This is a genomic window from Neoalteromonas arenosi, from assembly GCF_030362855.1.
GTDB lineage: Bacteria > Pseudomonadota > Gammaproteobacteria > Enterobacterales > Alteromonadaceae > Alteromonas_E > Alteromonas_E arenosi.
On record NZ_JAUCBP010000013.1, the window covers coordinates 266,043 to 291,249 of the forward strand.

Sequence of the window (25,207 nt, forward strand, 5' to 3'; positions counted from 1 at the left end):
TGTCACACAGTTGCAGGTCAACCGTTTGAGGGAGCCTAAGGCTGCTTTCAAGGGCGAATAGCCTTACTTCAGCTGATTGATTTTGCGATTGAGTTCGTACTCAGGCTCAGTCACAATTTTTTCAAGCACTTCTATACGCTCTTGTAGCGCTCGTATTTTAGCTGCATCTGCACTACTTGAATTGCCACTAAAGGTTTTTTCTTGGGCAGGCGTGAATGGGTTTACGGCTTTGCCATTGAACCAGCTGACCAGTTGCCAGTTGTGTTTAGAGTCTAACCAATACATGCCTAACGTTAGCGCAAACAATGCAGCGACTAGCAATATAATTTGTAAAGTTTCCATAGTGATCTCCAAATTCGCCTGTTAAAAGAGGTTGCATAACTGGTAGTCTTGGCTTAGATATTTTTCTTACAAAAAATTGTAATTTTTTTGCTTTCGCAGGGACTAGGTTGGTATTCATTGGCACAAATTGAATTTGAAAAGCTGTTGGCTGATTACGGCGATTTATTTGCTCGGGTCGCTGCTACCTATGAAGCAAACTCCGACAAGCAACAGGAGTTGGTGCAAGAGATCTGTCTTGCTGTGTGGCAGGGAATAGCCCGTTTTGAAGCAAAAAGTAGCCTTAAAACGTATGTCTTACGTATCGCTCATAACCGCGCTGTTACGCATGTCAATAAAGAAGTGAAGGAGCCTAGCGAGCAGGCCAGGGACAACAGTGAGGATGAGATACTGGGATTAGCCTCAAATACTCCTAGCGCCGAGGCGCAACTTGCCCAACAGCAGCAGGCGCAATTGTTAGTGTCTTTGGTGCGGCAGTTACCCGTTGCGTCTCGACAGGTAATAACACTTTCAATGGAAGGTGTCAGTTATCAGGAAATAGCCGATATATGTGGTATCTCTCAGTCTAATGTCGGGGTGTTAATTAGCCGAGCTAAACAACAGCTAAAGGAAAAGATGCATGCAAAACAATGATTTTGATAAACAATTGCAGCAGCTTTGGCAGCAGCAAGAGACCGTAGAGGTCAACGCCGCGCAGCTAAAACGCTCGTTCAAATGGATGCGGATCAAACATTTTGGTTATGCGTTCTTGGATATTGCTTGCGTGCTAGCGGCAATTGTTTTTGTTTATGTAATGCGTGAAAAGTTTTCCACTGCTTTTCTTTATGGCATATCGGTGTTCATCTTTATTTCTATCGCTTTTACCCTTTACCTTTTATACCTGCGTCGCTATGCATTACTTAACCATCTCGGCAATGAGTCAACGCAGAGTTACTTAGCCTTGATGGTTAAGCAGACAAATAACAATATTCGGATCGCTTGGATCACTCAACACTCGTGCTGGGTAAGCTGGTTAATTCTGGTTGCCTTGTGGTTATATTTGGGCGTATATGACGATATGCCACATGATGTATGGCTACGCAAAACGCTGATGAGCGCTCTCATCGGAGCATTAATTTTTATTCCATTGTGGTTTTGGGCGAGCTGGCGTCGCAAAAAATTTATGCGTATGCGCGACGAATTGGTTGCACAACAGTATGTTGACTAAACTAATCGGTTTTCTCGTCAGTTTCGCGTTGGTTACCTACGTAACCTGAGCTGAAGCGATAGTAAAGTAAGATTGACTCATAAAAGCCGCTAACTGCTTCTAAGAACAACTTGGGCATTATTTGATAGCGCAATGTTACTTCTGACTCTGAGTTGAAGATACCAACGCCATATTCAACTGTCAGTGATTGGGACAGTTTTCCGCTGACGGTAACCTGTGTTTCATCATCGCTGCCTTTAGTTCGCAAGCGTAAATTATCAATTCCCAATGCTTCGCCTAGACTACTGGTGATCCCTTCGCTGTTAGACACACCTAAACCGACCAGCAAGCCATTATAATTTGGGTCGCTGCCTTGATCAGCCCCCAGTGAACCACTGCCGAACAGCAAATATGCCAAAGTTTGTGCTTGGTCTAATCCAGGTTCGGAAAACAATTCAATATTGGGTTGTGAAGCAATGCCATCAATCCGAATACCTGCTGTAACACCGTCTTCGGTGAGCTCTGGGTCGCGGATCGCTTCAATAAACAACAACGGCTGGCTAAGTGGGCCGTTGAATTGCAATTCTCCAGTGCGAATTAACAGCTCTTGGCCATAGGCGCGGTATTCACCATTCACTATTTGCAAATCGCCGAATGCCGATAGGGTAGGCTGGTTGGCTAATTTAATATCACCAGTGAGACTGGCTTCCAGACCAAAGGCTTCTAATTTCACTGCAGACAATTCTTGTGGGTCGATTATCACATGCAAATCGAGTAGCGCGGTGTCGATGACTGATGTGGGCTCGGGTTCACCGCGCATGATGACATCACTGGAGGGCGAAATAGCATTTTCAGGCAGCGTATCAATCTTTATGTGCGCCCGGGGGATCGTGAGTTCACCGCTGACTTGCGTTTGTTGCGGCGTGAAATTAATTTCCATATTTGGGCTAAGCGCGAGTTTAACATCCTGATGCTGTACGCTTAATTCATTGCCAACGATTGAGGATGTTAGCCAAAACTGTTCTTGCCAGCCTAACTGGCCATTAATCTGACCGGTGCCATCTCCTAGCTGGAAGCGCGAGGTGAAACCAGCTTCGCGCCCTTGAAATATAACTTTAGTGTTCCAGTCTGACATCACAGCCGGAGCACGGTAAATATCCACAATACCGTCTTGGAGAAATAGTTCGCCGGTAATTACCGGGCTTGTTGGCTCTCCCTGTAACTGTAGGTTGGCGTTAATCAGCCCCTGCAGCTGGTGAATTTCATTGCTTAAAAATGCAATGGGCGATAAGTCGAAATTACGCGCTGTAATCTCACTTTCAAACGTCGGTGCTTGACGATGCAATCGCAGTGCAGATTGTAATTCTAGCGCGCCAATTTCTGGCCCGGAAAGAGTGAACTCGGTAATTAGCTGACCGCTGTTTAATGACGCTGTACCTTGCGTTACTTCAACCTTCAAATCAACAAACTTTTCTTCGCCTCCTATGCGCCATGTGGCGGGACTTACCTCGATTACAGCGTTAGCTGTAAACCCTCCTGTTGGTAGCCAGTTCCCGTTAATTTGTGTGTCGAGATAGGCGTCTCTGCTCGAAATCGGCAGCCGAGTACGCGTCAGTTTAACTAGATCATCAATTGCGAATGATGCAACTGAGGCAGCAAAACTCGTTTGGTCGGTAGAGTGTGAAAAGTTCTCAACGCAAATATCGCCGCCACTGCTATTAGTCAAGCATATAGGCTGGGTCTCAATCCCCAAGTTTGTCGTATCTACACTGATTGCGCTGCGCTCTTTAAGTGTCAAACGTTGCTGTGAACTCACGAGATCAATATGCTGCGGTACGATCTGCCAAATAGATGTGCGCCTATCAATATTAAACACGGCATCTAAATTTGCCAGTGAATGTTCAGCGGTAATGCCGAGTTGTGGTTGTTCAACGTCGCCGCCAAGTTGTAAGCTGAATTGTTGCGCTAGCTCAACCGCTTCAGAGCCGTTGCCGTCCGTACTGAGCAATTGAATGTCTGAGCCTGCTAAGTTGGCTTCAATTTGTGGGTTATCGATATTGCCGGTGGCCAGAATATTGCCCCGAAAATTACCGCTCAAGCCGGAATATGAGTCTGATATCTCGCTAAACGCCACGATTAAATCGGCATCAACACGTTGCTCGAGTAGTACTCGCACAAAGCCCTGAAGACTATTATTGACATGTGCAAGGCGTAAGTTGCCCACAGCAAACTTAGCCCGCTCAGAGTAAGCCGCACTGCCACTTAACTGCAAAGGATAGCCCTGTTGCACACCATCGATCGCTAAGGTTGATACGTTCAAGCTTAATTGTTGATTGGCAAAAACGCCTTGGTAAGCCAGTTCACCGGTTAGGCCGCTGGGTAGCTGAGCATCAATTATATTGATATCGACATTGTTTAGTTGAGTCGTTAATGACCACTCGAGATCGTCAGCAAAATGGACTTTTCCTTGGGATACAACAGTGCCAGAAAGCGTCTCCAACGCAAGATTATCTATAATTGCGCGGCCGGGTGTGACTGAACCCGTAAACTCAATATTGGTCGGGGTGGGCAATTGGTCAATACCGACAGAAGTATTGAGGTTGACCGCGTAACCAAAGACGTCACCGATAACATTCATGGTGCCAGGCTGAACATCAAACTGCGGTGAGTTTTCACCTAAAAAACTATTGTTAAATGCTTGCCAGTTGAGCTGTGCTTGCAGAGGAAGCTCAGCCATAAATGGTTGTACATTTGCTTTGAGGTTGGCACTCACGGGTTGATGCACTTTTGCAGTCACATTAAGAGACTGCAGACTTTGTTGAAGCGCTAAATCCACTACCAGATTATAAGCTGGGTCAACGGCAGCAGTGACTGCAGTTTCGATATTTAGCGGGTAGTCATCGCGTAGACTAATATCGCCCGTAAGCGCAACGTTGGCGAAATCGCTGTGCAGTTCGAGTTTATTAACCGTTATATCATGTCCTTTGGCCACGATATCGAGTTGTAATGTTTCTACATTTTGCTGTGCGACTGTTGCTTGCTGTAAGGCAAGGTTTTGCAATTCTAAATCGACGGGAATATAGATTGCTGGAAGCTCTATAGCCTCGCGTGCAGAAGACGAAGAAGCCGATGGCTCTGCTGACGGCGGTATCGCCACATATAGTTCGCTTAGTTTCGGCTCTATGATGCGGAACTTGCGATATAGGCGCAGCCTGCTACTTAATTCACTTAAGCGCACTTCGGTTTGGTCTGCAAGTTCTACATCAGTATTCGTCATTAATAGCTCTTCAATGACTATGAGGATGGGCAAACGAATAATTTCTGGCTCGTCTGACTCAGACTCTGATTGCATACCAGATTCTGAAAGCTGCACATTTATACCGTCGATATGTAAATGCTCTAGGCATACCGAGACCTGCCAAAAACAACGCCAGCGCAGATCAGTTTTAAGCTCGGCAACGGAGGCATCAATCCCCTCTGTCTGAAAGCGAATATCTGTAAATGTTAAGCTAGAACTCAACCCACCGCTGATGTTCTCGACATAGAGGCCCGGCACTTGCTCAATGGCGTAATGAAGGATGAGAGGAGTGCCAATACGACTAACCGCTAACCAAAAGGTCAGTAATAGTGCTAATAAGACGGCCATTACGCCCAGAGTGCAGCGTTTCAACCAAATCATAGCTCAGGACCTATTGAAAAATGGATGCGGAAGCTGGTATCACCATTGTTGTCGCCGCGCGCCAAATACAACCTTACTGGGCCAATAATAGAAAGGTAATGCACGCCAATCCCTGTACTCCAGACTAAGTCTTCGTCAAAGTCATTGGTAGCCGTTCCGGCATCGAGAAATGTGGCGATACGCCAATTGTCGTAAACAGGGTAAGCATATTCAATACTACCTACGGCCACATATCGCGCCCCCGTCAACTCGTTCTCTTCATCGACGGGTGAAATTTTCTCATAACCGAAGCCTCTAATACTTTGGTCACCACCGGCAAAGAAACGCAACGATGAAGGTACTTGCTCAAAATCAGATGAAGCAAGCGCGCCTAGCTCACCGCGCACCGTGATTCGATGCTCATCAAAGGTACGGATCCACTTAGTTTTGGCGCTGAGACGAAATATATCAATATCTGAGAGTAAGTCCTCGGAGCCTCCCTCAATACTTAAAAGGGAGCGATCGCCCCAAGAGATATCAATACCACCGCGTGACCGAAAACCACTAATTGAGTAGCCAGGTAGCACTAAATCCGTAGTTTGCGTTATTTCACCGGCCTGGGTAAATGTTTCATTTTGGTAGCGCAGCGATATACTCTGTTGCCATCGCGAGTCCGCGGGCTTCCAAAAGCGTTGTATACCAAAGCTCGTATTGTCACTGCGGGTATTATTGTCATCCACGCGTTCATAACCCATCAGTATGTTGATGTAATCGTGGTTAACATCAGCCATTGGGATCCGATAGCTACTAGTAAAATTCTGCTCCGGCTCTGAAACGAATATTTCTGATGAAAAACGATGGCCGCGTGAATTCACCCACGGTCGAACCCATTTTGCGCTAAATTGCGGTCCAATATCGGTTGAAAAGCCACCGCCAATGTCGAATAAATCACGGGGTTTGTGCACCACCGTAACCTCAATAGGTACCACGTTGTCACGTGCCTCAGAAACCAGCGGTCGTGCAATGGCTCGGTTAAAATAACCCGTCGCGTTCAATACTCGATTGAACTCACCTATATCCTGTGCGAGATAGTATTTGCCGGGGGTTAGTGGGTTGATTCGATTAATAATTTCCAACGCAATATCGTCGCCATTGATGCGTAACTCTCCAATGCGATAACGAGGACCTGAATCAGCGACAAGCATGACAAAGGCTTCTTTGCTGCTGCGGATCAAATCGAGTCGCGCTGTCTCCCAAGAAAAATCAAAATAACCACGTGACACGGCTGTAGCGATCATGTCTGACTTAAACGCATCGTATTGATGTTGCAGTAAAACATCGCCTTCGCGCAGGGGGAACGCATTGAACCGTTCTGTGAACCAATCGTCTTGCTTGCCTTCTCCAACAACCGCCATTATCACCGCGGTTATGGTCAATGGGTCGCCTAAAAAAACGTTTATTGTGACGTGATCTTCATCATCTATTACCGCCATTTCGGCTGAGTAATAGCCAAATGGCTGAATAGCCAAATTAACTTTTTTTATAATGGGGTCTTGCCATAGTCGCTCAGGCTGCACCGACGTGTCGATATCTAGGGTTTGCAAATGCAGACGGATGTTACTTTCGATTTTACTGTCGTTAACGCCGGTAATTTTATATTCAACCGCGTAAACCTTGTCCGCCACTAACAAGGCAAGCAAGCATGCTATTGCAACAATTGTAAATATTGGTCCTACGCGGTGGGTGGGCAAACAAAAATCCTTTATTGAACCGTGACATTTCACCGTCGGTAATTATAATTGCACTCGGTGCAACTTAACAGCGCTGCTAATAGCAAATGCTGGTAGTTATATCCTATTTGGTTGGCACCCAGAATGTCATTTTTAAGGAATAGTAGTAATGAATGGACCTTTCTCGCGCGTCAGCGTTCTATTTTTTTTCATTTTATTTAGTTTTCACTCAGTTACCTATGCAGAGCGTCTTAGCGTAGAAAGCTTTAGTAGCCTACCGCAGTATGCAAATCCCAAACTGTCGCCTGGTGGCATACGCGTTGCGTTTTTACAGAACGCCGATATTGATGGGGGCGCCACTTTTTTGTCTACCGTAGATTTGCAAACGGGTGAGCAAACCTACCTGTTGCGCTCTGACAATGAGAAGGTGAAAATAAATTGGTATCGATGGGTGAATGATAAGACGCTTGCGATCAGTGCGCGATATGAGTCAAGAGATCGCAACGTCAAATACTATCAAACGCGCCTATACGCTATGGACTATAACGACACCGGTGAAAAAGCTCGCTTGTTAATTAAGCCCCGTGGCAGAAGCCAAGATCGCGTTAGTGTTTCTCAGTTTCAAGACAATGTGATTGATTGGTTACCTGATGATCCTGAGCACATCATAGTGGCCATAGACTTGGATCGTCCTCTGTTACCCTCGGTTTACAAACTTAATGTATACACCACTCGCATGAGCCGAATCGAAAAGGGTAAACGCAAGATTCGCGATTGGCTAACCGACCAGCAGGGCAATCTCAGAGTTGGGATTACTCTCGATTACGATGACGGTGAGCGAGAGATTTTGGTTCGCCGGACATCGGATAGCGATGACTGGGACACGATTTTTAGCTTCAATGCTATGAACGAGTCAGGGATTTATCCCGTTGGCTTTGGCCTCGATCCAAACCTGATGTATTACAAAGCTTATCAAGACGATAAATTAGCATTGTTTACATGGAACCTTACCGATAATACTAAGACGTTGGTGTTTGCAGACCCCGAGTATGACGTTTCGGGGGGGCTGATTTACTCGCCAAAAACACGCGAGGCCATCGGTGTTTATCACGCAAATTCAGAGCTGGGCCGCATTTATTGGGATGACCGCTTCACTGGGTTGCACAAAGGCTTTGACAAGGCATTTCCGGATACTGATAACTATCTCATGAGTTTAGATAATGAGGAGAACAGCTATATCTTGTATAGCGAAAATGATTATACGCCGGGGAGCTACTACATTGGTAATCGAGAGAATCGTTCTTTGGGTCTTTTGTTTGATACCTATCCAAGCTTAATGCAAACCGATGTGTTAACTCAGCACCAGAAGGTCACTTACACGGCACGAGATGGAACGGAAATTGAGGGTTACTTGACGTTGCCCAAAAACAAAGGCGAAGGTCCTATTCCCACTATATTGCATCCTCACGGTGGCCCGGGAGCGCGTGATTTTGCTGGCTTTGATTATTGGACTTCTTTTTTTAGTAATCGTGGCTATGCGGTATTTAGACCAAACTTTAGAGGCTCAACCGGCTACGGCTATGAATTTGCGCGGAGTCAAATGCAAAGTTGGGGCTTGGCCATGCAAGACGACCTAACCGATGCCACCCACTGGCTAGTCGAGCAGGGGATCGCAGATCCGGAAAAAATCTGCATCGTTGGAGCCAGTTATGGCGGTTACGCGGCGTTGATGGCGACGGTAAAAACACCTGACTTGTTCGCGTGTAGTGTAAGTTTTGCTGGGGTGAGTAATTTACGTCAATTGGTATCCTCATCGCGCAAGTTTGTGAATACAGAATTCGTCAAAAACCAAATCGGTTCTGATAGTGACGACTTAGAAGCACGTTCTCCTTACTACGCGGTAGAGAAAATCAAAACGCCAATCTTGTTGGTACACGGAGATGAGGATCGCGTAGTCGATGTGCGCCAGAGCCGCATGATGGCTGATGAATTAGAGGATCTTGACAAAACATTTGAATACATAGAACTAGAAAGCGGTGATCATTACTTGTCGATACAGCGAAATAGACACCGGTTTTTCACCGCAGTCGATGAGTTTCTATCACGTCATTTAGACTAGTGCTGCGGCGATAACAAGATTGCTGATCTGAATCAATGTCTTGTGCTATCTGTCTAACGCGATGAAGCTTATCGCGTTAGACTTTGCATGGAGGCAAGTATATGGATCAAACAAACAACTCAGTGAGCGGCAGCTCCAATTTAGCGAACGGCAGCTCGCCCACATCAAGCACAATCAATTCAATTCCTCATAGCGAGGTGGGTGGGCATAACGAGCTTAAACCAACGTTAGCACAGCGTCGTCACGACCCCGCTTTTATTGAGCAGTCATTTCGATCGGGTGAATACCCCTATGCGCGCAAGATCACACGCAAGTTCTACGAGTCACATAAACAAGGATTACAGGTAGAACTGCTCAAATTACAGAAATGGGTGAAAGAAACTGGGCAACGCGTAGTCATGTTGTTTGAAGGCCGCGATGCTGCGGGCAAGGGCGGCACAATCAAGCGCTTTATGGAACACATGAACCCTCGTGGTGCGCGGGTGGTTGCACTTGAAAAGCCCTCAGAGTCAGAATCAGGGCAATGGTATTTCCAACGCTACATCAAGCATTTGCCGACCGCGGGTGAAATTGTCCTGTTTGACCGCAGTTGGTACAACCGTGCAGGCGTAGAACGGGTCATGGGTTTTTGCCAACCAAACGAATATTTGGAGTTTATGCGCCAGGCACCTGAATTAGAGCGGATGCTGACGCGAAGCGGGATCTTACTGTTTAAATTTTGGTTTTCGGTGTCACAAGAAGAGCAAACCAGGCGTTTCAATAAACGTGAAACGGATCCTCTAAAACAGTGGAAATTGAGTCCGATTGATAAACTAGCACAACAGAAGTGGGATGATTATACAGAAGCGAAAGAAGCAATGTTCTTCTACACAGATACCGCTGACGCGCCGTGGATCGTAATAAAATCTGATGACAAAAAACGTGCACGACTAAACTGCATGCAGCACTTTTTGCACGCCCTGCCTTACCCTAACAAAGATACGCGCATTGCCAAAGCTCCTGATCCTCTGATCGTTGGGCGTGCGGCAAGAGTCATAGATAGAGACAAGCATATTTTGGGTAAGAGCCTGCATCCTGACCTTAAAAGAACATAAATTCTTATAATAGAGCACGGGAATAACTGTCTCGGCGGTACGCTAGCTGTTATATTGTACCGCCTTTTATTCGACGGTAACCGTGATGTCAAAACAAGCCAAGACTTTCAGCAAGCCAGCGTTAGGACTCGTAGAGTTCGTATGTCTAATGGCATTGATGACGTCATTGGTGGCACTAAGCATCGATGCAATGTTGCCAGCAATGAACCAAATCGGCGCTGACTTAGGCAGTACGTCACAGCAACAAATTCATCTTATCGTCTCAATATTTTTCATCGGTATGGCGTTCGGTCAGTTGCTATTCGGCCCATTCGCAGACGCACGCGGGCGTCGCCTTACCATCTTAGTCGGGTTACTGATCTTTGCTGGTGGGACATTAATATGCATGTTTGCTGAATCGATGGAAGTTATGTTGTTTGGTCGACTAGTTCAAGCTGTGGGCGTCTCTGGGCCCAGAATAGCGGCAATGGCAGTGATCCGAGACCAGTTTGCTGGGGAAGCAATGGCGCGCGTCATGTCGTTTATTATGGTGGTGTTCATTGCGGTGCCAATGATTGCACCAATGATCGGACAATGGGTCTTGTTGTGGTTTAGCTGGCAACACATCTTCACGCTATTCTTAATCGTTGGCTTGCTGTCTGGGGTGTGGTTTTTTGCTCGTCAGCCAGAAACTCTACCGCGCGAAAAGCGTGTGCCCTTCACCTGGAGCGCGCTTGGGCATTCTTTGCGTTACATCTTTACTCACCGCGAGGTCATGGGGTACAGCTTGGCAATGGGTTTTATCTTTGGTGCATTTTTAGCGTATTTAAGTGCTTCCCAGACGATTTTTCAGACAATCTATATGACCGGTGAAAATTTCCCACTCATATTTGCTACGTTAGCGGCTTCCATAGGGTTAGCGTCATTCTTAAATGGCACATTAGTGATGCGTTTTGGTATGCGATTTTTATGCAGAGTTGCATTAGTCGGAAGCGTTGCGTTTAGTATTGGACTGCTCGCCTTGGTGTATTTCAATGCAGGTGTACCACCACTTTGGCAATTTGTTACAACACTATTTATAGGCTTTTTCTTTATCGGAGTATTATTCGGTAACCTCAACTCCATGGCGATGTTACCGCTGGGTAATATGGCAGGTCTAGGTGCCGCGATTATAGGTGCTATTTCTAGCTTAATCTCAGTACCGGTGGCGGTATTGGTCGATGCATTTTTAACAACTAACGTCATGCCTATTGCTATCGGATTTGTTGTATTTTGTACGTTGGCTATGCTCAGTGTATTGTGGGCTGATGGTGCAGCCGAATAGCAGACCATCCTTGGTGACGAACATCATCTTACCAAGCGTACAATGGGCTTAGGCTGCTGATTTTCTGCAATTTCAACCGTTCTTGAATAACGTTGTCCTTGCTTGATTTTGTCATAGCTAACGGACTTCATATTAAGCATCTGACAAAATTTATAAAATGCCATGAAGTCTTTGCGAGTAAAATCTTGACCCTCACGAGTCATCTGGGTATCGATATAGATCTGGTCACCATTTGCTGTGAGGTTGGCGGTTGCTGTGTAGGGTTCACCATAGCGAGACACTTTTAGTGCACGGACCATTTTAACTTCAAATATCCAGTCGCCAACTTGCGTAAATCGGCTCGCAGTTCGGTTCATTTTTATTTCCTTTCAAGTAATAACGTTTCAAACATGGTGAAAGCGGTAGTTTGCTCGCTTTGATAGTTTGGTAGCAATCTGCTTGCCAATAATAAAACCCATAAAAAACAGTGGGTTAATATTTTATCTGTGACGATGTGTCACCTTTGTCATACGCGAGAAACAGCTGCACGACTGAAACACATCTAGAATTGCAGGAAATCAATAAATATGTATATGAAACAACTGGATATAATTAATTGACTGAGCGTCGGTAAATAGTGACACAAGTCTACAAAGAAGTACTTTTGTTGCTTTTTAAGAATATTGGTCTTGAAGCACAAAAAAGCCCGGCCAAAATGACCGGGCAAAGAGGGCTTATATTAAGCACCTAACGACAGAACTGTCCTACACGATAGCTTTCATATCGTGCATGTACTCGCGAAGTTGTGAACCAATGGTTTCAACACCGTGGGTACGAATAGCTTGATTAACTTCAACCAACCGCATGTTATCGACCGCATTGCTCGAGTGACTGGCACCTTGACCCAAGTCAGCAGGAGTGATTGAAGGCATTAATTGTTCTCTTAGCAATGGCACAGCAGCGTTAGCAAACAAGTAGTTCCCGTATTCTGCTGTGTCTGAGATAACCACATTCATCTCATATAGACGCTTGCGCGCAATCGTATTTGAGATTAGCGGTGTTTCGTGCAATGACTCGTAGTAGGCCGATTCAGGTAAAATCCCTGCTTCAACCATTACGTCGAATGCCAGTTCTACACCCGCTTTGATCATGGCAACAATCAGCACGCCTTTGTCAAAGAACGTTTGGTCATCAATCTTACCTGAGTAAGAAGGAGCGTTCTCAAATGCTGTCTGGCCAGTTTCCTCACGCCAGCGCAGCAGGTTAGCATCACCATTGGCCCAGTCTTCCATCATGGTTTTGGAAAACTCACCGGAAATAATATCGTCCTGATGCTTTTCAAATAGTGGCGTCAGGATTTGTTTTAATTGCTCTGACAGCTCGAATGCACGCACTTTATCTGGGTTCGATAATCGATCCATCATGTGAGTAACGCCACCGATCTTCAGCGCTTCAGTAATCGCTTCTAAACCGTGCTGAATTAAAGCACCTGCATAAGCAGGATCAACACCGTCAGCGACCATCTTCTCGTAACCAAGTACCGCAGCGGTTTGCTGCATTCCACACAATATAGTTTGTTCACCCATTAAGTCAGACTTAACTTCAGCAACAAACGATGATGCCAATACACCAGCTCTGTCGCCACCGGTGGCACTTGCCAGCGCCTTCGCGATGTTCCAACCTTTTTGCTCGGGATCATTTTCTGGGTGGACGGCAATCAATGTGGGAACACCAAATCCGCGCTTGTACTCTTCGCGCACCTCTGTACCGGGGCACTTAGGTGCACACATTACGACAGTCAGATCGCTGCGAATTTGTTGGCCTTCTTCAACAATGTTGAAACCATGCGAATACCCCAACGCCGCACCTTTTTGCATAAGCGGCATTACCGCTTCTACCACCGCGGCATGCTGCTTGTCAGGCGTTAAGTTATAAACTAAATCAGCAGTGGGAATGAGTTCCTGATAGGTGCCCACTGTAAAGCCATTACTCGTGGCCCGTTGATAAGAGTCGCGCTTCTCATCAATAGCTGCCTGGCGCAATGCATAACTTACATCAAGACCGGAGTCGCGCATGTTGAGTCCTTGGTTTAGACCCTGTGCACCGCAGCCAACGATGACGATTTTCTTACCTTTTAAAAAGTCACATCCTTGCGCAAATTCTGCTCGCTGCATAAAACGGCACTGACCTAATTGTTTCAGTTGTGCCCGCAATGAAAGAGAATTGAAGTAATTTGCCATGTTTACCTTGTCCAAAAATGTTTAGGCTTTTTGCCTGCCAAGAACAATACGTAATTACTATTGTTGTTTAAAGTGATATATTCACAACACTATGTTGCATAAAGTGAAACGAGAGTGGATTTTAGAGACCTGCAGCTATTCTGTCATTTGGCGACCAGCTTACACTTCGGTAAAACATCAGCTGCGCAATTTGTATCTCCTTCGACCTTGAGCCGTGTTATTCAGAGGGTTGAGAATGAATGTGGGGCTGCTTTATTTGTGCGCAATAACCGCAGTGTAAGGCTTACCCATGCGGGTCAAGAATTACTGGAGTTCGCTGAGCCGATGTTGACCGAGTGGCGAGATCTAGTGTCATCATTGAATCAAACGTCACAACAATTGACCGGTGAGTTGCGCTTTTTCTGTTCGGTAACCGCAAGTCAAAGCCATCTTCCTCAGTTACTGGCAAAGTTCCGACAGCAATACAGTGGCGTAGACTTTAAGCTAGAAACCGGTGATCCCGGTTTAGCCGTGCAGAAAGTGTTAGATGGCAAAACTGATGTTGCAATAGCGATAAATGCACCAGACTTGCCTGTTGAGCTACACTTTCAACCGTTGGCAAAAGTGCCTCTCGTTCTCGCCATGCCCAAGCGGCTTACTGCAACTCATATTGATAACATCGACTGGCGTAATACACCCGTCATTATGCCTGAGTCAGGACCGACTCGAAGAACCGTACATCACTGGTTTGCAGAAGCCGGCGTGCGTCCGCATGTGTACGCGTCAGTCGCGGGTAACGAAGCCATTGTGAGCATGGTAGCACTCGACTGCGGGGTTGGATTTGTACCCCGGGTAGTACTCGAACACTCGGCGCTTCAATCACAAGTCAATTATATTGACGTGGTGAATATTGAACCTTACGAATTGGGGTTGTGCTGTCTCAACACGCGTCGCCAAGAACCGCTCGTGCAAGCTATGCTTCAACAAGGCGTAAACTGACGTATCAAGGTATCTAATGCTCGATAACTGATCGCTTCAGCTAGGTGGTGTCGCTGGATATCGCGGCTGTTCTCCCAATCGGCGATGGTTCGCGCAACCCTCAAGAAGCGGTGCATCGCACGATGAGACGCATTGAACTTTTCGAGGCACTCGACAAAAAATTGTTGGTCTGCTGCATTGAGGCTGCAGTACTGTGCTAATTGTGTGCTTGTGAGCTGTGCATTTAAGCACGCTTGTCGCTTCCGTTGTAGTTCGTGTAACTGACTAATACGGTCACGTACTTTACTACTCGAGCTAAATTCGTCGCTTGCTAGGGAGATTAGTTGTAGCGGCTGCCGCTGAACTTCAACCTGCAAATCAATCCTATCGAGTAGCGGACCTGATAGACGACTGAGATAGCGCATGATTTGCTCAACGCTGACGCGTTGGTCCTCTAGATCGCCGGTTGGGCTAGGGTTCATGGCTGCTATGAGTTGAAAATTCGCTGGAAATTCGACTTTCGCCTTAGCTCGCGATATTTGTACATCACCCGTTTCCAATGGTTCTCGCAACGTATCAAGTGCGGCTCGGCCAAACTCAGGTAGTTCATCAAGAAAAAGAACGCCATTATGTGCCATGGAAATTTCTCCGGGTTGAGGATTACTTCCGCCGCCAACTAAGGCAGAAATTGAGGCACTATGATGCGGACTTCGAAATGGACGCTGGCACCAATGTTTGCTCGCTTCGAATTGCCCCAAGACTGAATAAACACTTGCCGTTTCAATTGCTTCCTGGTCTGTCATTGGCGGTAGTAAAGCACTTATCCGTCGCGCCAACATACTCTTTCCTGTGCCGGGCGGGCCGACCATGAGCAGGTTGTGAAAGCCGCTGGCGGCAATGATTAACGCGCGCTTCGCCTGTTGCTGACCAATCACGTCACTCAAGGCTAGTTGCTGTGTTAGTGACGATTGGTCCATTGTTGGAGGTTCGCTTTCAAGCGTTCCTTGCTGATTTAAGTATTGAGTCACTTGCAGCAGATTATCTGCACCTTTGCTTTCTTGAACTTTATAGAGCAGCGCTTCGGTGAGATTTGCATTGGCGACAATCAACTGTCGGGATGATGGTGCAATTGCAAGCGTCGCTGGCAGAATTGCCGCCACAGGACGCAAATCACCAGATAGAGATAGCTCGCCAAGAAACTCAAATTGGTCAAGCAAATTTGCACTCACTTGTTCACTCGCAACCAAGATGCCAATAGCAATGGCTAAGTCAAATCTGCCCCCTTGCTTGGGCAAGTCAGCCGGGGCCAGGTTAATCACAATTCGCTTCGCAGGAAATTCAAATCCAGAATGGATAATTGCGCTTCTCACTCGTTCTTTAGACTCGCGGACACTGGCTTCAACCAATCCAATGAGCGAAAAACTGGGGATACCGTTGGCGAGGTGGATTTCTACGGTCACCTGTGGGGCTTTGACTCCCATGCTCGAGCGCGTATAAACAGTGGCATATCCCATCACATATCCTTGTGACTAATAGGCTTGCAAGATTACGCTGGGTTAGCTGCCCTCACAACTGTCTTGGTGACCGGGATCCAACGCTAACATTGGCGCCCAGTCGCGCGTCACTATGGCACTAGACATATCGGCTGTGACAGGCTTTGAAAAATAATACCCTTGCAGGCTGACACAGCTTTGCTGGCGTAAAAATTTCACCTGCTCTTCAGTCTCTATCCCTTCGGCAATACAGTCCATGTGCAGGTTGTTAGCCATACCAATGGTGGTAATAATTAAACTATCTCCACTAGATCCTTTTCCGATATCATCAGTAAAGCTCTTATCAATTTTAATCACGTCAAGCGGGAACATCTTGAGATAACTGAGCGAAGAATACCCGGTTCCGAAGTCATCGAGTGCGAGCTTATACCCTGCTGCTTTAAGTGCATCAAACTGCTCTAAAGCCATTTCGCGATCACCCATTAGTACGCCCTCGGTTACTTCGAATCGCAATGCTGATTTGGGTAAATTATAGCTCGCTAGGAGTTTATCCAGCCCTTGGATATCAAAAGCGGCGGTAAAATGTAAAGCTGACAAATTAACGGAAAGATATCCATTAAAACCCTGTTTATACCAGTTTGAGACTTCCTTCATCGCTGCACCTAACGAGGACCGAGTGACCTCTACGATAAGCCTCATTTCCTCAAGTATTGGCACGAATTCCGCAGGCGAAATGGGTTGTTCACTGATCGCGCAACGCAGCAATAATTCCATGCCCTCAGTTTTTGCTGTTTTAACATTAACTATGGGTTGGTAGACATTATAAAAAAGTTCTTGCTGATAGGCGCGTTTGACTAAATTTTCCAACGACAAGCGATACTTTGCGCGCACATTCATGGACTCGGTGAAGAATCTAAAGCTATTCACAGGATCATTTTTGGCGCTGTACATTGCGACATCGGCAAAGCGCAATAGATCTGCAGGTTCGATACCATCATTGGGATACATTGAAACCCCAATACTACAGGAAACGCGTAAAATTTCGCTGCGCACTGTAATTGGTTCTTCAATTAACGCGACTAACTGAGAAATAAATGAACTGACGTCTTCAAAATCGACCACGTCTTCCATCACAATTACAAATTCATCGCCACCAATTCTGCCTACAGTGTCATTTTGTGCTGCGATGTTGAGCATTCGCTTTGCGACAACTTTCAAAATGTTGTCGCCGTATTCATGGCCTAAGCTGTCATTGATCCCTTTAAATCGGTCTAAATCGACAAATAAAACCGCCACCAAGGTATTGTGACTTTTTGCATTTTCAATTGCGTGCTCGAGGCGGTCGAGGGCTAAGTTGCGATTAACCAATCCTGTTAAACCATCAAACGTTGCCATTTTACGCAGCTTTCGTTCGGCTCGCTTTTGATCGGAAATGTCAGAAAAGACCATTAGATAATGGTCGGCTTCATTGCTATTGTCGTCGTTACTGACAGTTGTTAGATTAATCAACACATCGTGTTCTTTGCCATCGGCCAAGGTCAGTTTCTGTTCACTGCGCCAGAAGCCTTCGCGTAAAAAGTGACGTAAACCACTCATCGCGTTGCGCTCAAATTCAGGGTAAGTATTTTTAAGCCGCTCAAATTTCACCAGAGTGTCTTCCTCCGAGTTTAGCCCAAAGGCTTTCTCCAAGGACGGGTTGAGAGCTATAGGATTGAATTCACGATCAAAAATTATGACCCAGTCGCTCGTTTGTTTGAAGGCATCACCAAACAGTTTCACTTGGCTTCGCGCTTGTTCGAGGTGATATATTTGTCTGCGCCTAACACTCCAGATTACGAAAAGTACAGCAACGATCATAAATACATACATGGCACGCGCTTGTGGAGTGTTCCAAGGTGCATGCGCAACGTGTATGGGTAACCGAGCGGGTTGAATCTCGGCACCGCCTGAATTGAGCGAAGGGGCAACTACAAACTCATATTTGCCGGGTTCAAGTAAGGCAAAATTAACGAACGGCTCTGATGTTTCGGCTTCAGTCAGTACGCGGCCGTTTTGAAGGAGTTTATAGACGTACGACGTATTATTTGTATGGCTGTATTGTAAGCTAGAGAACCTAATGCTCAGGCCGTTATCGTCATGGCTTAGGTTTATTGGATTGTTGTCAATATTAGAAAAAGGTAGTTCCAACTGACGGGTTGCCAAGGATACTTCTGTGATAGCCATTCGATCTTGCTGAAAAGTGTATTGACTGTAATTGCGCTCTTCAGTGGCTCGGTTATTGACTGAATCGGGCGAAAAACTCACTACACCGCTAGGTGACCCAAAAACGAAGTGACCATTGGCCATCCTAGTTACTGCGCCATCGTTAAATTCAGCCACGTTTAATTCCTGGCCATAGCGAAAGTTGTCGAGCCTATCGCGGGCCGAATTAATCCGATGCAGGCCTGAATGGCTGCTGAACCACAAGTTGTCATCATCATCGGCAATGAGTGAATATACCAAGGTGGTCGGCAGCATATTATTTTGGTTGAAAAAGTATTTCTGTTCAAATGATTGACCATCTAAACCGAACAGCCCTAGGCCCGGGTATGCAACCCATAAAATATTTTGTTTATCGAGTAACAGGCTACTGGGATAGAGTTCGCGCGTTTTTTCAGCAGCATCAAGTTCATGCACAACTTCGACCGACTTATCGACTGGGTTGACGAGCATCAAGGCCCCAACCATTGACGCCCACAGACGATTTTGGTACTCCGGAGCATAACCTAAAAAGGCATAAAACTTCGCCGGATTGAGTGGTGCATCAATCTCTATCGGCTCAACAATTTGCTGCTGTATCGAATAGCGATGAAACGAATTATTAACCACAAACCAAATATTATTGTTTACATCAAGCCCGCTACCCCATACAAAATCGCTGAGAATCTCCGCCTGTTCTTGATTTTGGGTCGGTGGCCTGCTCCGTTTACCCGTTTCCTTATCAAACCACCACAATCCTTCTCCGGACTGTAAAATGAGCGTTTGTTCATCAATGGTAAAAATGCGATCGATATAGCTATCGCTAAAGGGGATATATTCGTCTTTTTGCAAATACAGTTTGCTTTGCTGAGTGGTGGGGTCAAATTGCGTTAAACCATTGTCAGTGCCAATCCAAAGCTGGCCGTCAGTATCGGTCGACAGTGCCCATACAGTATTGTCTGTTAACACTTGCGCTTCGGCCGTGTCGTTAGCAATTTGGATATTGTCAAACAATAAACTCGAGGGCGACCAATACATGGCCCCTCCGTAATTAGTGCCTAACCAAAGGTTACCATCGCGGTCCACTTCAATATCTAATATATCTTTCCGCGACAAGACTTCTATGCCTTTCATCGGCTGTAATATGTATTCTGCGTTAAATTGAGGTTGAGACGCTAATGAAAAAAGGCCGATATCAGTACCAATCCAAAACTTACCCGATTCGTATTCAACAACGCGCCAAACATTGCGTGAAGCAATTGCTGTTTGTGTATTCCATTGAGGTTGGGACTGATCAAGTGCATCCAAAAAAGCCTCAATGGTACCCACATACAGGCCGCGAACAGTCGACACCCATAGATTGCCTAACGAATCCTTGTACAAGTGCTTAACGTTCCGCGAGTCGCGGTCGTCACGATAGTCCTCCGGCAGAAAATCTACCTGCTTGACCTCGCCAGTTGGACTGCGCACAAATAAACCGCTACTCATGGCGATAATGATCTGCTCATCGATGGTTTCTATCCATCGTATGCCATCTCCGTTTTTAACGTGCTCTGCAGGCACCTCATATATTTGTTCAATTGCGCCGCTGGTGTAGTCATAACGGACAATGTGAAAATCGAGACCGATAAACACATGCGAGTCAGACACTTCAATAAAGCTATTGGCAGACTGGTTGAAGTTAGGATCATCAATTAGTGGTAGCGTAAATTCGTGTTGAACTGCTCCCGTTTGAGGGTTAAGCCGATACATACCCGCATACAGCGTTGAAATCCAAATACTCCCTTGGCTGTCTTGAAATAGTCGGCTTATCGACATATCCGTAAGCTGCTCATTCTCCCCGCGGATGCGCTTCAACTGATAACCATCCCAGCGGTCTAATCCGCCTTCGGTGGCGATATATAAAAAGCCGTCATTGTCTAGCAGCATATCTGTGACAATATCTTGGGCGAGCCCAATTTTGGTTGAAACTGTCGAAAAGCGAGGGGATTTAATTCGAGGCTCAGGTGTTTGGGCCAAAACCCAAGAGGAAAAGAGCAAGCTAAATACAACACTATGCATCAGCACGTGCAGTGTATTAAAGTGTGTGACACGCGAAAAAAGGCGTCTAATTCTGTGTGTCATCAAAAAGCGGTACCTATAACCCACGTTGCTGTTAAAGCGAATGTATCAAACACTAAATATATCAGAACCTGATAAATAAGACATAATTTGCGCATTATTCTTCTCTTGTTTCCGTTATCTTTTCTGTGCTACCTTTTATTTAGCGCTCGCCATGGCGCCCTTGCAATTTTATCCGGCGACTTATTTCATCGCCCACTGGTTAACTTGGTCATACAAGTTTACACATCCATAACAATGTTTAGGTAATTTCATAGCCTTCAACGTTGGGCAGAGCTGTTGATGCATGTATCATTCATGCATTAAACAAACCCTACGTATTAAAGTAAGTTAAGGAATTACTATGGCAAAGCAACCTGCAGAGTTTATTTGGTTTAACGGCGAGATCATGCCTTGGCAAAATGCCACCGTGCATGTAATGACGCACGCTATTCATTATGGTTCTTCAGTATTTGAAGGTATTCGTGCTTATAACACGCCAGATAAAGGCACCTGCGTTTTTCGTCTAAATGAGCACAATCGTCGGTTGCTGGATTCAGCCAAGATTTATCGTATGACGATCCCCTATACGCTAGAACAAATTAACCAAGCCACACTTGATATCATTAGTAAAAATCAGCTGTCGTCAGCGTATATTCGTCCAATCGCTTACTACGGTGATATCGGTATGGGACTTCAAGTGCCTTTTGGTCAAGAAACTGAGCTAGCCATCGCCGCATTCGAATGGGGCGCATATTTGGGTGAAGAAGCGCTGAAGAACGGGGTCGATGCTGGTATTTCAAGCTGGAACCGATTAGCCGCTAACACTATGCCTACCGGCGCTAAAGCGGGTGGTAACTACTTATCGTCACAGCTGATCTCAATGGAAGCACGTCGACACGGCTATGGTGAAGGTATTGCGCTAGACGTAAATGGTTATATCAGTGAAGGTGCGGGCGAAAATATTTTCGTTATCCGAGACGGCGTTGTTTCAACTACACCTAAAACCGCTGCGATTCTACCTGGCATTACTCGCGATACGGTCATGACTCTGTTAAGAGAAATGGGCTATGAAGTGCGTGAAGAGAATATCCCACGTGAAGCGATGTATTTGGCTGACGAGATTTTGATGTGTGGTACCGCCGCAGAAGTTACGCCAGTGCGCAGTGTCGATGGCATTTCGGTTGGAAACGGTGGACGCGGGCCAATTACCGAGAAGGTACAAAATGCATTCTTTGGCCTGTTTAACGGCAAAACTGAGGATAAATGGGGCTGGTTAACCCCGGTTTATGAGTAACTAGGAGGGCGACATGCCTAAACTTCGATCAGCGACAACTACTCAAGGTCGCAATATGGCAGGTGCTCGCGCGTTATGGCGAGCAACAGGAATGAAAGACAACGATTTTGGCAAGCCCATTATTGCTGTCGCTAACTCGTTCACCCAATTTGTTCCCGGTCATGTACATCTAAAAGACATGGGACAACTGGTCGCTCGCAGTATCGAAGCCGCAGGTGGTGTCGCCAAAGAATTTAATACCATTGCCGTCGACGATGGCATTGCAATGGGGCATAGCGGCATGCTGTACAGCTTGCCATCCCGCGAAATCATTGCTGATGCCGTGGAGTACATGGCGAATGCCCATTGCGCTGATGCCTTAGTGTGTATCTCTAACTGCGATAAAATCACACCGGGTATGCTCATGGCAGCGATGCGCCTCAATATACCGGTAGTTTTCGTTTCAGGCGGCCCCATGGAGGCCGGCAAAACTAAGCTGTCTGATCAGATCATCAAACTGGATTTGGTCGATGCAATGGTTGCCGCGGCCGACGATAAAGTCACGGATGCTGACAGCGATGAAATTGAGCGCTCAGCCTGTCCGACTTGTGGCTCCTGTTCAGGCATGTTTACTGCGAACTCGATGAACTGTTTGACTGAAGCACTGGGGCTTTCTCTACCCGGAAACGGTTCCACATTGGCAACGCATAAAGACCGCGAGCAGTTATTTAAACGCGCGGGTTCGTTGATCGTCGAGCTATGTGAGCGTTGGTACAAAGACGGTGACGAAACCGCGTTGCCACGCAACATCGCCAATTTTGACGCATTTGAGAATGCCATGAGCTTGGATATCGCCATGGGTGGGTCCACCAACACCATCTTGCATTTACTGGCTGCAGCCATTGAAGGCGAGATTGCCTTTGAGATGAGTGATATTGATAGATTGTCACGCAAAGTACCCAATTTGTGCAAAGTAGCTCCTGCGACTTCGCAGTACCATATGGAAGATGTGCACCGCGCCGGCGGTGTAATGGGGATTTTAGAGCAGTTGAAAAATGCCAAACTTCTGCACAACGATGCCAATCACGTATTGGGTAAGACCATGGCAGAGGTTATCAGCGATTGGTCTATTGTTGCAGATGAAAACCCTGCTGCTGAGATGTTTTATCGAGCCGGGCCTGCGGGTATTCGGACTACCCAAGCGTTTAGTCAAGATTGTCGCTATCCTACGGCCGACAAAGACCGTGAGACAGGCTGTATCCGCGATGTAGCGCATGCTTACAGTGCGGAAGGTGGCTTGGCAGTGCTATTCGGTAACCTTGCAGAAGATGGCTGTATCGTGAAAACTGCTGGTGTGGACGAGTCAATCTGGTCATTCACCGGCTCGGCAAAAGTTTATGAAAGCCAAGATGACGCCGTTGCTGGGATCCTCGGTGACGAAGTGAAGGCTGGTGATGTAGTTATTATTCGCTACGAAGGGCCCAAAGGGGGCCCAGGCATGCAAGAAATGCTATATCCAACCAGCTACCTTAAGTCGAAAGGCCTAGGCAAGTCTTGTGCACTCATTACTGACGGTCGTTTCTCAGGCGGTACATCGGGCCTCTCAATTGGCCACTGCTCCCCAGAAGCTGCCAGTGGCGGTGGCTTAGCTCTAGTCGAAGATGGCGATACCATTGTGATTGATATTCCGAATCGCAGTATCAACGTCGATATTTCAGATGCTGAACTGGCTGAGCGTCGTGCAAAAATGGATGCAAGCAATAAACCATGGCAGCCCGTAGATCGAGTGCGTCCGCTTACTACATCGTTGAAAAACTTTGCATTGCTAGCCACTAGCGCCGACAAAGGTGCGGTACGAGACGCCAAGAAACTTGATAAGTTGTTAAGTCAATGACCAAATCAAGCCCCTCTGCGCAAGAGTACTTAAAGAAAATTCTATTAGCGCCTGTCTACGATGTGGCGCTCAATACTGATCTGAACTACATGGCACGGCTATCCCAAGAGCTCGGGAACCACATATTTCTCAAGCGCGAAGATCAACAACCGGTAAAGTCATTTAAGTTACGCGGCGCGTACAACTGCTTGGCTCAGTTAACGGCGCCGGAAATGGCGGGTGGAGTCGTTACAGCCTCTGCGGGAAATCATGCACAAGGTGTAGCCTTTTCAGCCAATAGAAGGCAAGTCAACGCGACAATTGTTATGCCTGAGACTACACCGGACATCAAGATTGATGCTGTGAAGCGTTTTGGCGGCAACAGTGTCCAGGTGGTATTGCACGGTATGAGTTTCGACCAAGCAAACCAACATGCGAAGCAGCTAAGCCGTGAACAAGGCATGGTATTTGTCCCGCCATTTGACCACCCGGATGTAATTGCGGGTCAAGGTACAATTGCGCGAGAGCTTCTTGAGCAGAATCCCAATTTACAACGCTTGTTTATTGCTGTTGGCGGTGGCGGGTTAGCCGCTGGTATAGCGGTCTATTTAAAACAGCTAAGGCCTGACATTCAATTAATTGGGGTTGAAGCCGAAGAGAGCGCCTGTTTACTTGCGGCCAAGGCGGCGGGTCAACCGGTCGAACTGGATAGCGTTGGCATATTTGCCGACGGTGTAGCCGTTAAAATTATGGGACAGGAAACCTTCCGCCTCTGCGATCAGCTACTCGATGATGTTGTTACGGTAAGTAATGATGAGATATGTGCTGCGATTAAAGATATTTTTGATGACACCCGCGTGATTGCAGAGCCTGCCGGCGCGTTGTCTATCGCGGCGATCCGTAAGTATTGTCAAGATAATGCTGTGGTTGATGAAAATTTGGGCGCGATTCTGTGTGGTGCCAATATCAATTTTCACACTTTGCGGTATGTGTCAGAGCGTTGTGAGTTAGGTGAGCAAAAGGAAGCGGTATTTGCGGTTAAATTGCCTGAAGAGGCAGGGGCGTTTAAACAGTTCTGTGAACGCTTGGGCAATCGTGCCATTACCGAATTCAACTATCGTTATTCAACAGACAATGAAGCGCATGTGTTTGTTGGCATAAAGCTCAAGCACGGCCGCCAAGAATACGCAGCATTACTCGACGAATTGCAATCCGCAGATTATCAATGTTTTGACTTGTCTGACAATGAGATGGCTAAGCTCCACGTGCGGCATATGGTCGGCGGGAAACCCGCTAAAGACATAGAAGAACACATATTCTCTTTTGCATTCCCAGAGCATCCTGGTGCTCTGCTGCGCTTTCTAGATACGCTAGGAGAAAAGTGGAATATCACGCTATTTCATTATCGCAACCACGGCGCTGCAGATGGTCTTGTCTTGTGTGGGTTCGAAATTCCTCAGAACAGTAGAGATGAGTTTGACCAGCATTTGGCTGAATTAGGCTACAAATTTGAAGAGCAAAGTACTAACCCTGCATATCAGTTTTTCTTAGCCCATTAGGCTGTTTAAGTGCCTGATCTTAAGACCAGGCATCACCGCTGTCTTATAGCCGTTGACACAGTT

At 46.5% G+C, this 25,207-nt stretch carries 16 protein-coding genes; 9 read left to right on the top strand and 7 right to left on the bottom strand.

Features of this window, described 5'->3' with window-relative positions; translation table 11 throughout:
• Positions 1-63: 63 nt before the first annotated feature.
• On the bottom strand, positions 64-342 hold the full coding sequence (locus QTP81_RS16625) for a hypothetical protein (RefSeq protein ID WP_289367062.1): 279 nt from the start codon (positions 340-342) through the stop codon (positions 64-66).
• 117 nt (positions 343-459) lie between these two features.
• Here QTP81_RS16625 and QTP81_RS16630 point away from each other — a divergent pair, with 117 nt between their 5' ends.
• Complete coding sequence (locus QTP81_RS16630) at positions 460-972, top strand: RNA polymerase sigma factor (protein ID WP_289367064.1); 513 nt, start codon at positions 460-462, stop codon at positions 970-972.
• Positions 959-1,546: a hypothetical protein gene (locus tag QTP81_RS16635; protein WP_289367065.1), complete on the top strand. Its 588-nt coding sequence runs from the start codon at positions 959-961 to the stop codon at positions 1,544-1,546. The genes QTP81_RS16630 and QTP81_RS16635 overlap by 14 nt, the downstream gene beginning before the upstream one ends.
• Before the next feature lies 1 nt (position 1,547).
• Here the strand turns inward: QTP81_RS16635 and QTP81_RS16640 are convergent, their stop codons facing one another.
• Positions 1,548-5,204, bottom strand: coding sequence for a translocation/assembly module TamB domain-containing protein (locus tag QTP81_RS16640; RefSeq protein WP_289367067.1), 3,657 nt, complete (start codon positions 5,202-5,204; stop codon positions 1,548-1,550).
• Complete coding sequence (locus tag QTP81_RS16645) at positions 5,201-6,934, bottom strand: autotransporter assembly complex protein TamA (protein WP_289367068.1); 1,734 nt, start codon at positions 6,932-6,934, stop codon at positions 5,201-5,203. Before QTP81_RS16645 ends, QTP81_RS16640 begins: the two co-directional genes overlap by 4 nt.
• Positions 6,935-7,082: 148 nt before the next feature.
• Between QTP81_RS16645 and QTP81_RS16650 the strand changes: the two genes are divergently transcribed.
• The 3 genes from QTP81_RS16650 to QTP81_RS16660 all read left to right on the top strand — a co-directional run bounded on the left by QTP81_RS16650 (position 7,083) and on the right by QTP81_RS16660 (position 11,429).
• Positions 7,083-9,032: an alpha/beta hydrolase family protein gene (locus QTP81_RS16650; protein ID WP_289367071.1), complete on the top strand. Its 1,950-nt coding sequence runs from the start codon at positions 7,083-7,085 to the stop codon at positions 9,030-9,032.
• Positions 9,033-9,133: 101 nt separating this feature from the next.
• On the top strand, positions 9,134-10,126 hold the full coding sequence (gene ppk2 / locus QTP81_RS16655) for a polyphosphate kinase 2 (protein WP_289367072.1): 993 nt from the start codon (positions 9,134-9,136) through the stop codon (positions 10,124-10,126).
• 85 nt (positions 10,127-10,211) lie between these two features.
• Positions 10,212-11,429: a multidrug effflux MFS transporter gene (locus QTP81_RS16660; protein ID WP_289367074.1), complete on the top strand. Its 1,218-nt coding sequence runs from the start codon at positions 10,212-10,214 to the stop codon at positions 11,427-11,429.
• Positions 11,430-11,452: 23 nt separating this feature from the next.
• Here the strand turns inward: QTP81_RS16660 and QTP81_RS16665 are convergent, their stop codons facing one another.
• Both QTP81_RS16665 and ilvC read right to left on the bottom strand, forming a co-directional pair.
• Positions 11,453-11,785, bottom strand: a complete 333-nt coding sequence (locus QTP81_RS16665; RefSeq protein ID WP_289367075.1) for a hypothetical protein — start codon at positions 11,783-11,785, stop codon at positions 11,453-11,455.
• 387 nt (positions 11,786-12,172) lie between these two features.
• On the bottom strand, positions 12,173-13,648 hold the full coding sequence (ilvC, locus tag QTP81_RS16670) for a ketol-acid reductoisomerase (RefSeq protein ID WP_289367076.1): 1,476 nt from the start codon (positions 13,646-13,648) through the stop codon (positions 12,173-12,175).
• Positions 13,649-13,762: 114 nt separating this feature from the next.
• On the opposite strand from ilvC, the gene ilvY reads away from it, so the two are divergent.
• Positions 13,763-14,626 (top strand): HTH-type transcriptional activator IlvY, encoded by an 864-nt coding sequence (ilvY, locus tag QTP81_RS16675; protein WP_289367078.1) that lies wholly within the window; start codon positions 13,763-13,765, stop codon positions 14,624-14,626.
• Here the strand turns inward: ilvY and QTP81_RS16680 are convergent.
• Complete coding sequence (locus QTP81_RS16680) at positions 14,608-16,119, bottom strand: YifB family Mg chelatase-like AAA ATPase (RefSeq protein WP_289367083.1); 1,512 nt, start codon at positions 16,117-16,119, stop codon at positions 14,608-14,610. The genes ilvY and QTP81_RS16680 overlap by 19 nt on opposite strands.
• A gap of 42 nt (positions 16,120-16,161) precedes the next feature.
• On the bottom strand, positions 16,162-20,397 hold the full coding sequence (locus QTP81_RS16685) for an EAL domain-containing protein (protein ID WP_289367084.1): 4,236 nt from the start codon (positions 20,395-20,397) through the stop codon (positions 16,162-16,164).
• 403 nt (positions 20,398-20,800) lie between these two features.
• On the opposite strand from QTP81_RS16685, the gene QTP81_RS16690 reads away from it, so the two are divergent.
• From QTP81_RS16690 to ilvA, 3 genes are read left to right on the top strand one after another with little or no spacing between them, the layout of a single operon-like run.
• Positions 20,801-21,733, top strand: a complete 933-nt coding sequence (locus QTP81_RS16690) for a branched-chain amino acid transaminase (protein ID WP_289367085.1) — start codon at positions 20,801-20,803, stop codon at positions 21,731-21,733.
• A gap of 13 nt (positions 21,734-21,746) precedes the next feature.
• Positions 21,747-23,606: a dihydroxy-acid dehydratase gene (gene ilvD, locus QTP81_RS16695; RefSeq protein WP_289367087.1), complete on the top strand. Its 1,860-nt coding sequence runs from the start codon at positions 21,747-21,749 to the stop codon at positions 23,604-23,606.
• A complete protein-coding gene (gene ilvA / locus QTP81_RS16700; RefSeq protein WP_289367088.1) occupies positions 23,603-25,144 on the top strand; it encodes a threonine ammonia-lyase, biosynthetic in 1,542 nt (513 codons plus the stop codon). Before ilvD ends, ilvA begins: the two co-directional genes overlap by 4 nt.
• Positions 25,145-25,207 lie beyond the last annotated feature (63 nt).

Coding starts and splice junctions, on each gene's coding strand:
- QTP81_RS16665 (WP_289367075.1), bottom strand. CDS start 11,785: ATGAACCGAACTGCGAGCCGATTTACGCAAGTTGGCGACTGGATATTT.
- ilvD (WP_289367087.1), top strand. CDS start 21,747: ATGCCTAAACTTCGATCAGCGACAACTACTCAAGGTCGCAATATGGCA.
- QTP81_RS16640 (WP_289367067.1), bottom strand. CDS start 5,204: ATGATTTGGTTGAAACGCTGCACTCTGGGCGTAATGGCCGTCTTATTA.
- QTP81_RS16650 (WP_289367071.1), top strand. CDS start 7,083: ATGAATGGACCTTTCTCGCGCGTCAGCGTTCTATTTTTTTTCATTTTA.
- QTP81_RS16625 (WP_289367062.1), bottom strand. CDS start 342: ATGGAAACTTTACAAATTATATTGCTAGTCGCTGCATTGTTTGCGCTA.
- ilvA (WP_289367088.1), top strand. CDS start 23,603: ATGACCAAATCAAGCCCCTCTGCGCAAGAGTACTTAAAGAAAATTCTA.
- QTP81_RS16680 (WP_289367083.1), bottom strand. CDS start 16,119: ATGGGATATGCCACTGTTTATACGCGCTCGAGCATGGGAGTCAAAGCC.
- QTP81_RS16635 (WP_289367065.1), top strand. CDS start 959: ATGCAAAACAATGATTTTGATAAACAATTGCAGCAGCTTTGGCAGCAG.
- ppk2 (WP_289367072.1), top strand. CDS start 9,134: ATGGATCAAACAAACAACTCAGTGAGCGGCAGCTCCAATTTAGCGAAC.
- QTP81_RS16685 (WP_289367084.1), bottom strand. CDS start 20,397: ATGCATAGTGTTGTATTTAGCTTGCTCTTTTCCTCTTGGGTTTTGGCC.
- ilvC (WP_289367076.1), bottom strand. CDS start 13,648: ATGGCAAATTACTTCAATTCTCTTTCATTGCGGGCACAACTGAAACAA.
- QTP81_RS16690 (WP_289367085.1), top strand. CDS start 20,801: ATGGCAAAGCAACCTGCAGAGTTTATTTGGTTTAACGGCGAGATCATG.
- QTP81_RS16660 (WP_289367074.1), top strand. CDS start 10,212: ATGTCAAAACAAGCCAAGACTTTCAGCAAGCCAGCGTTAGGACTCGTA.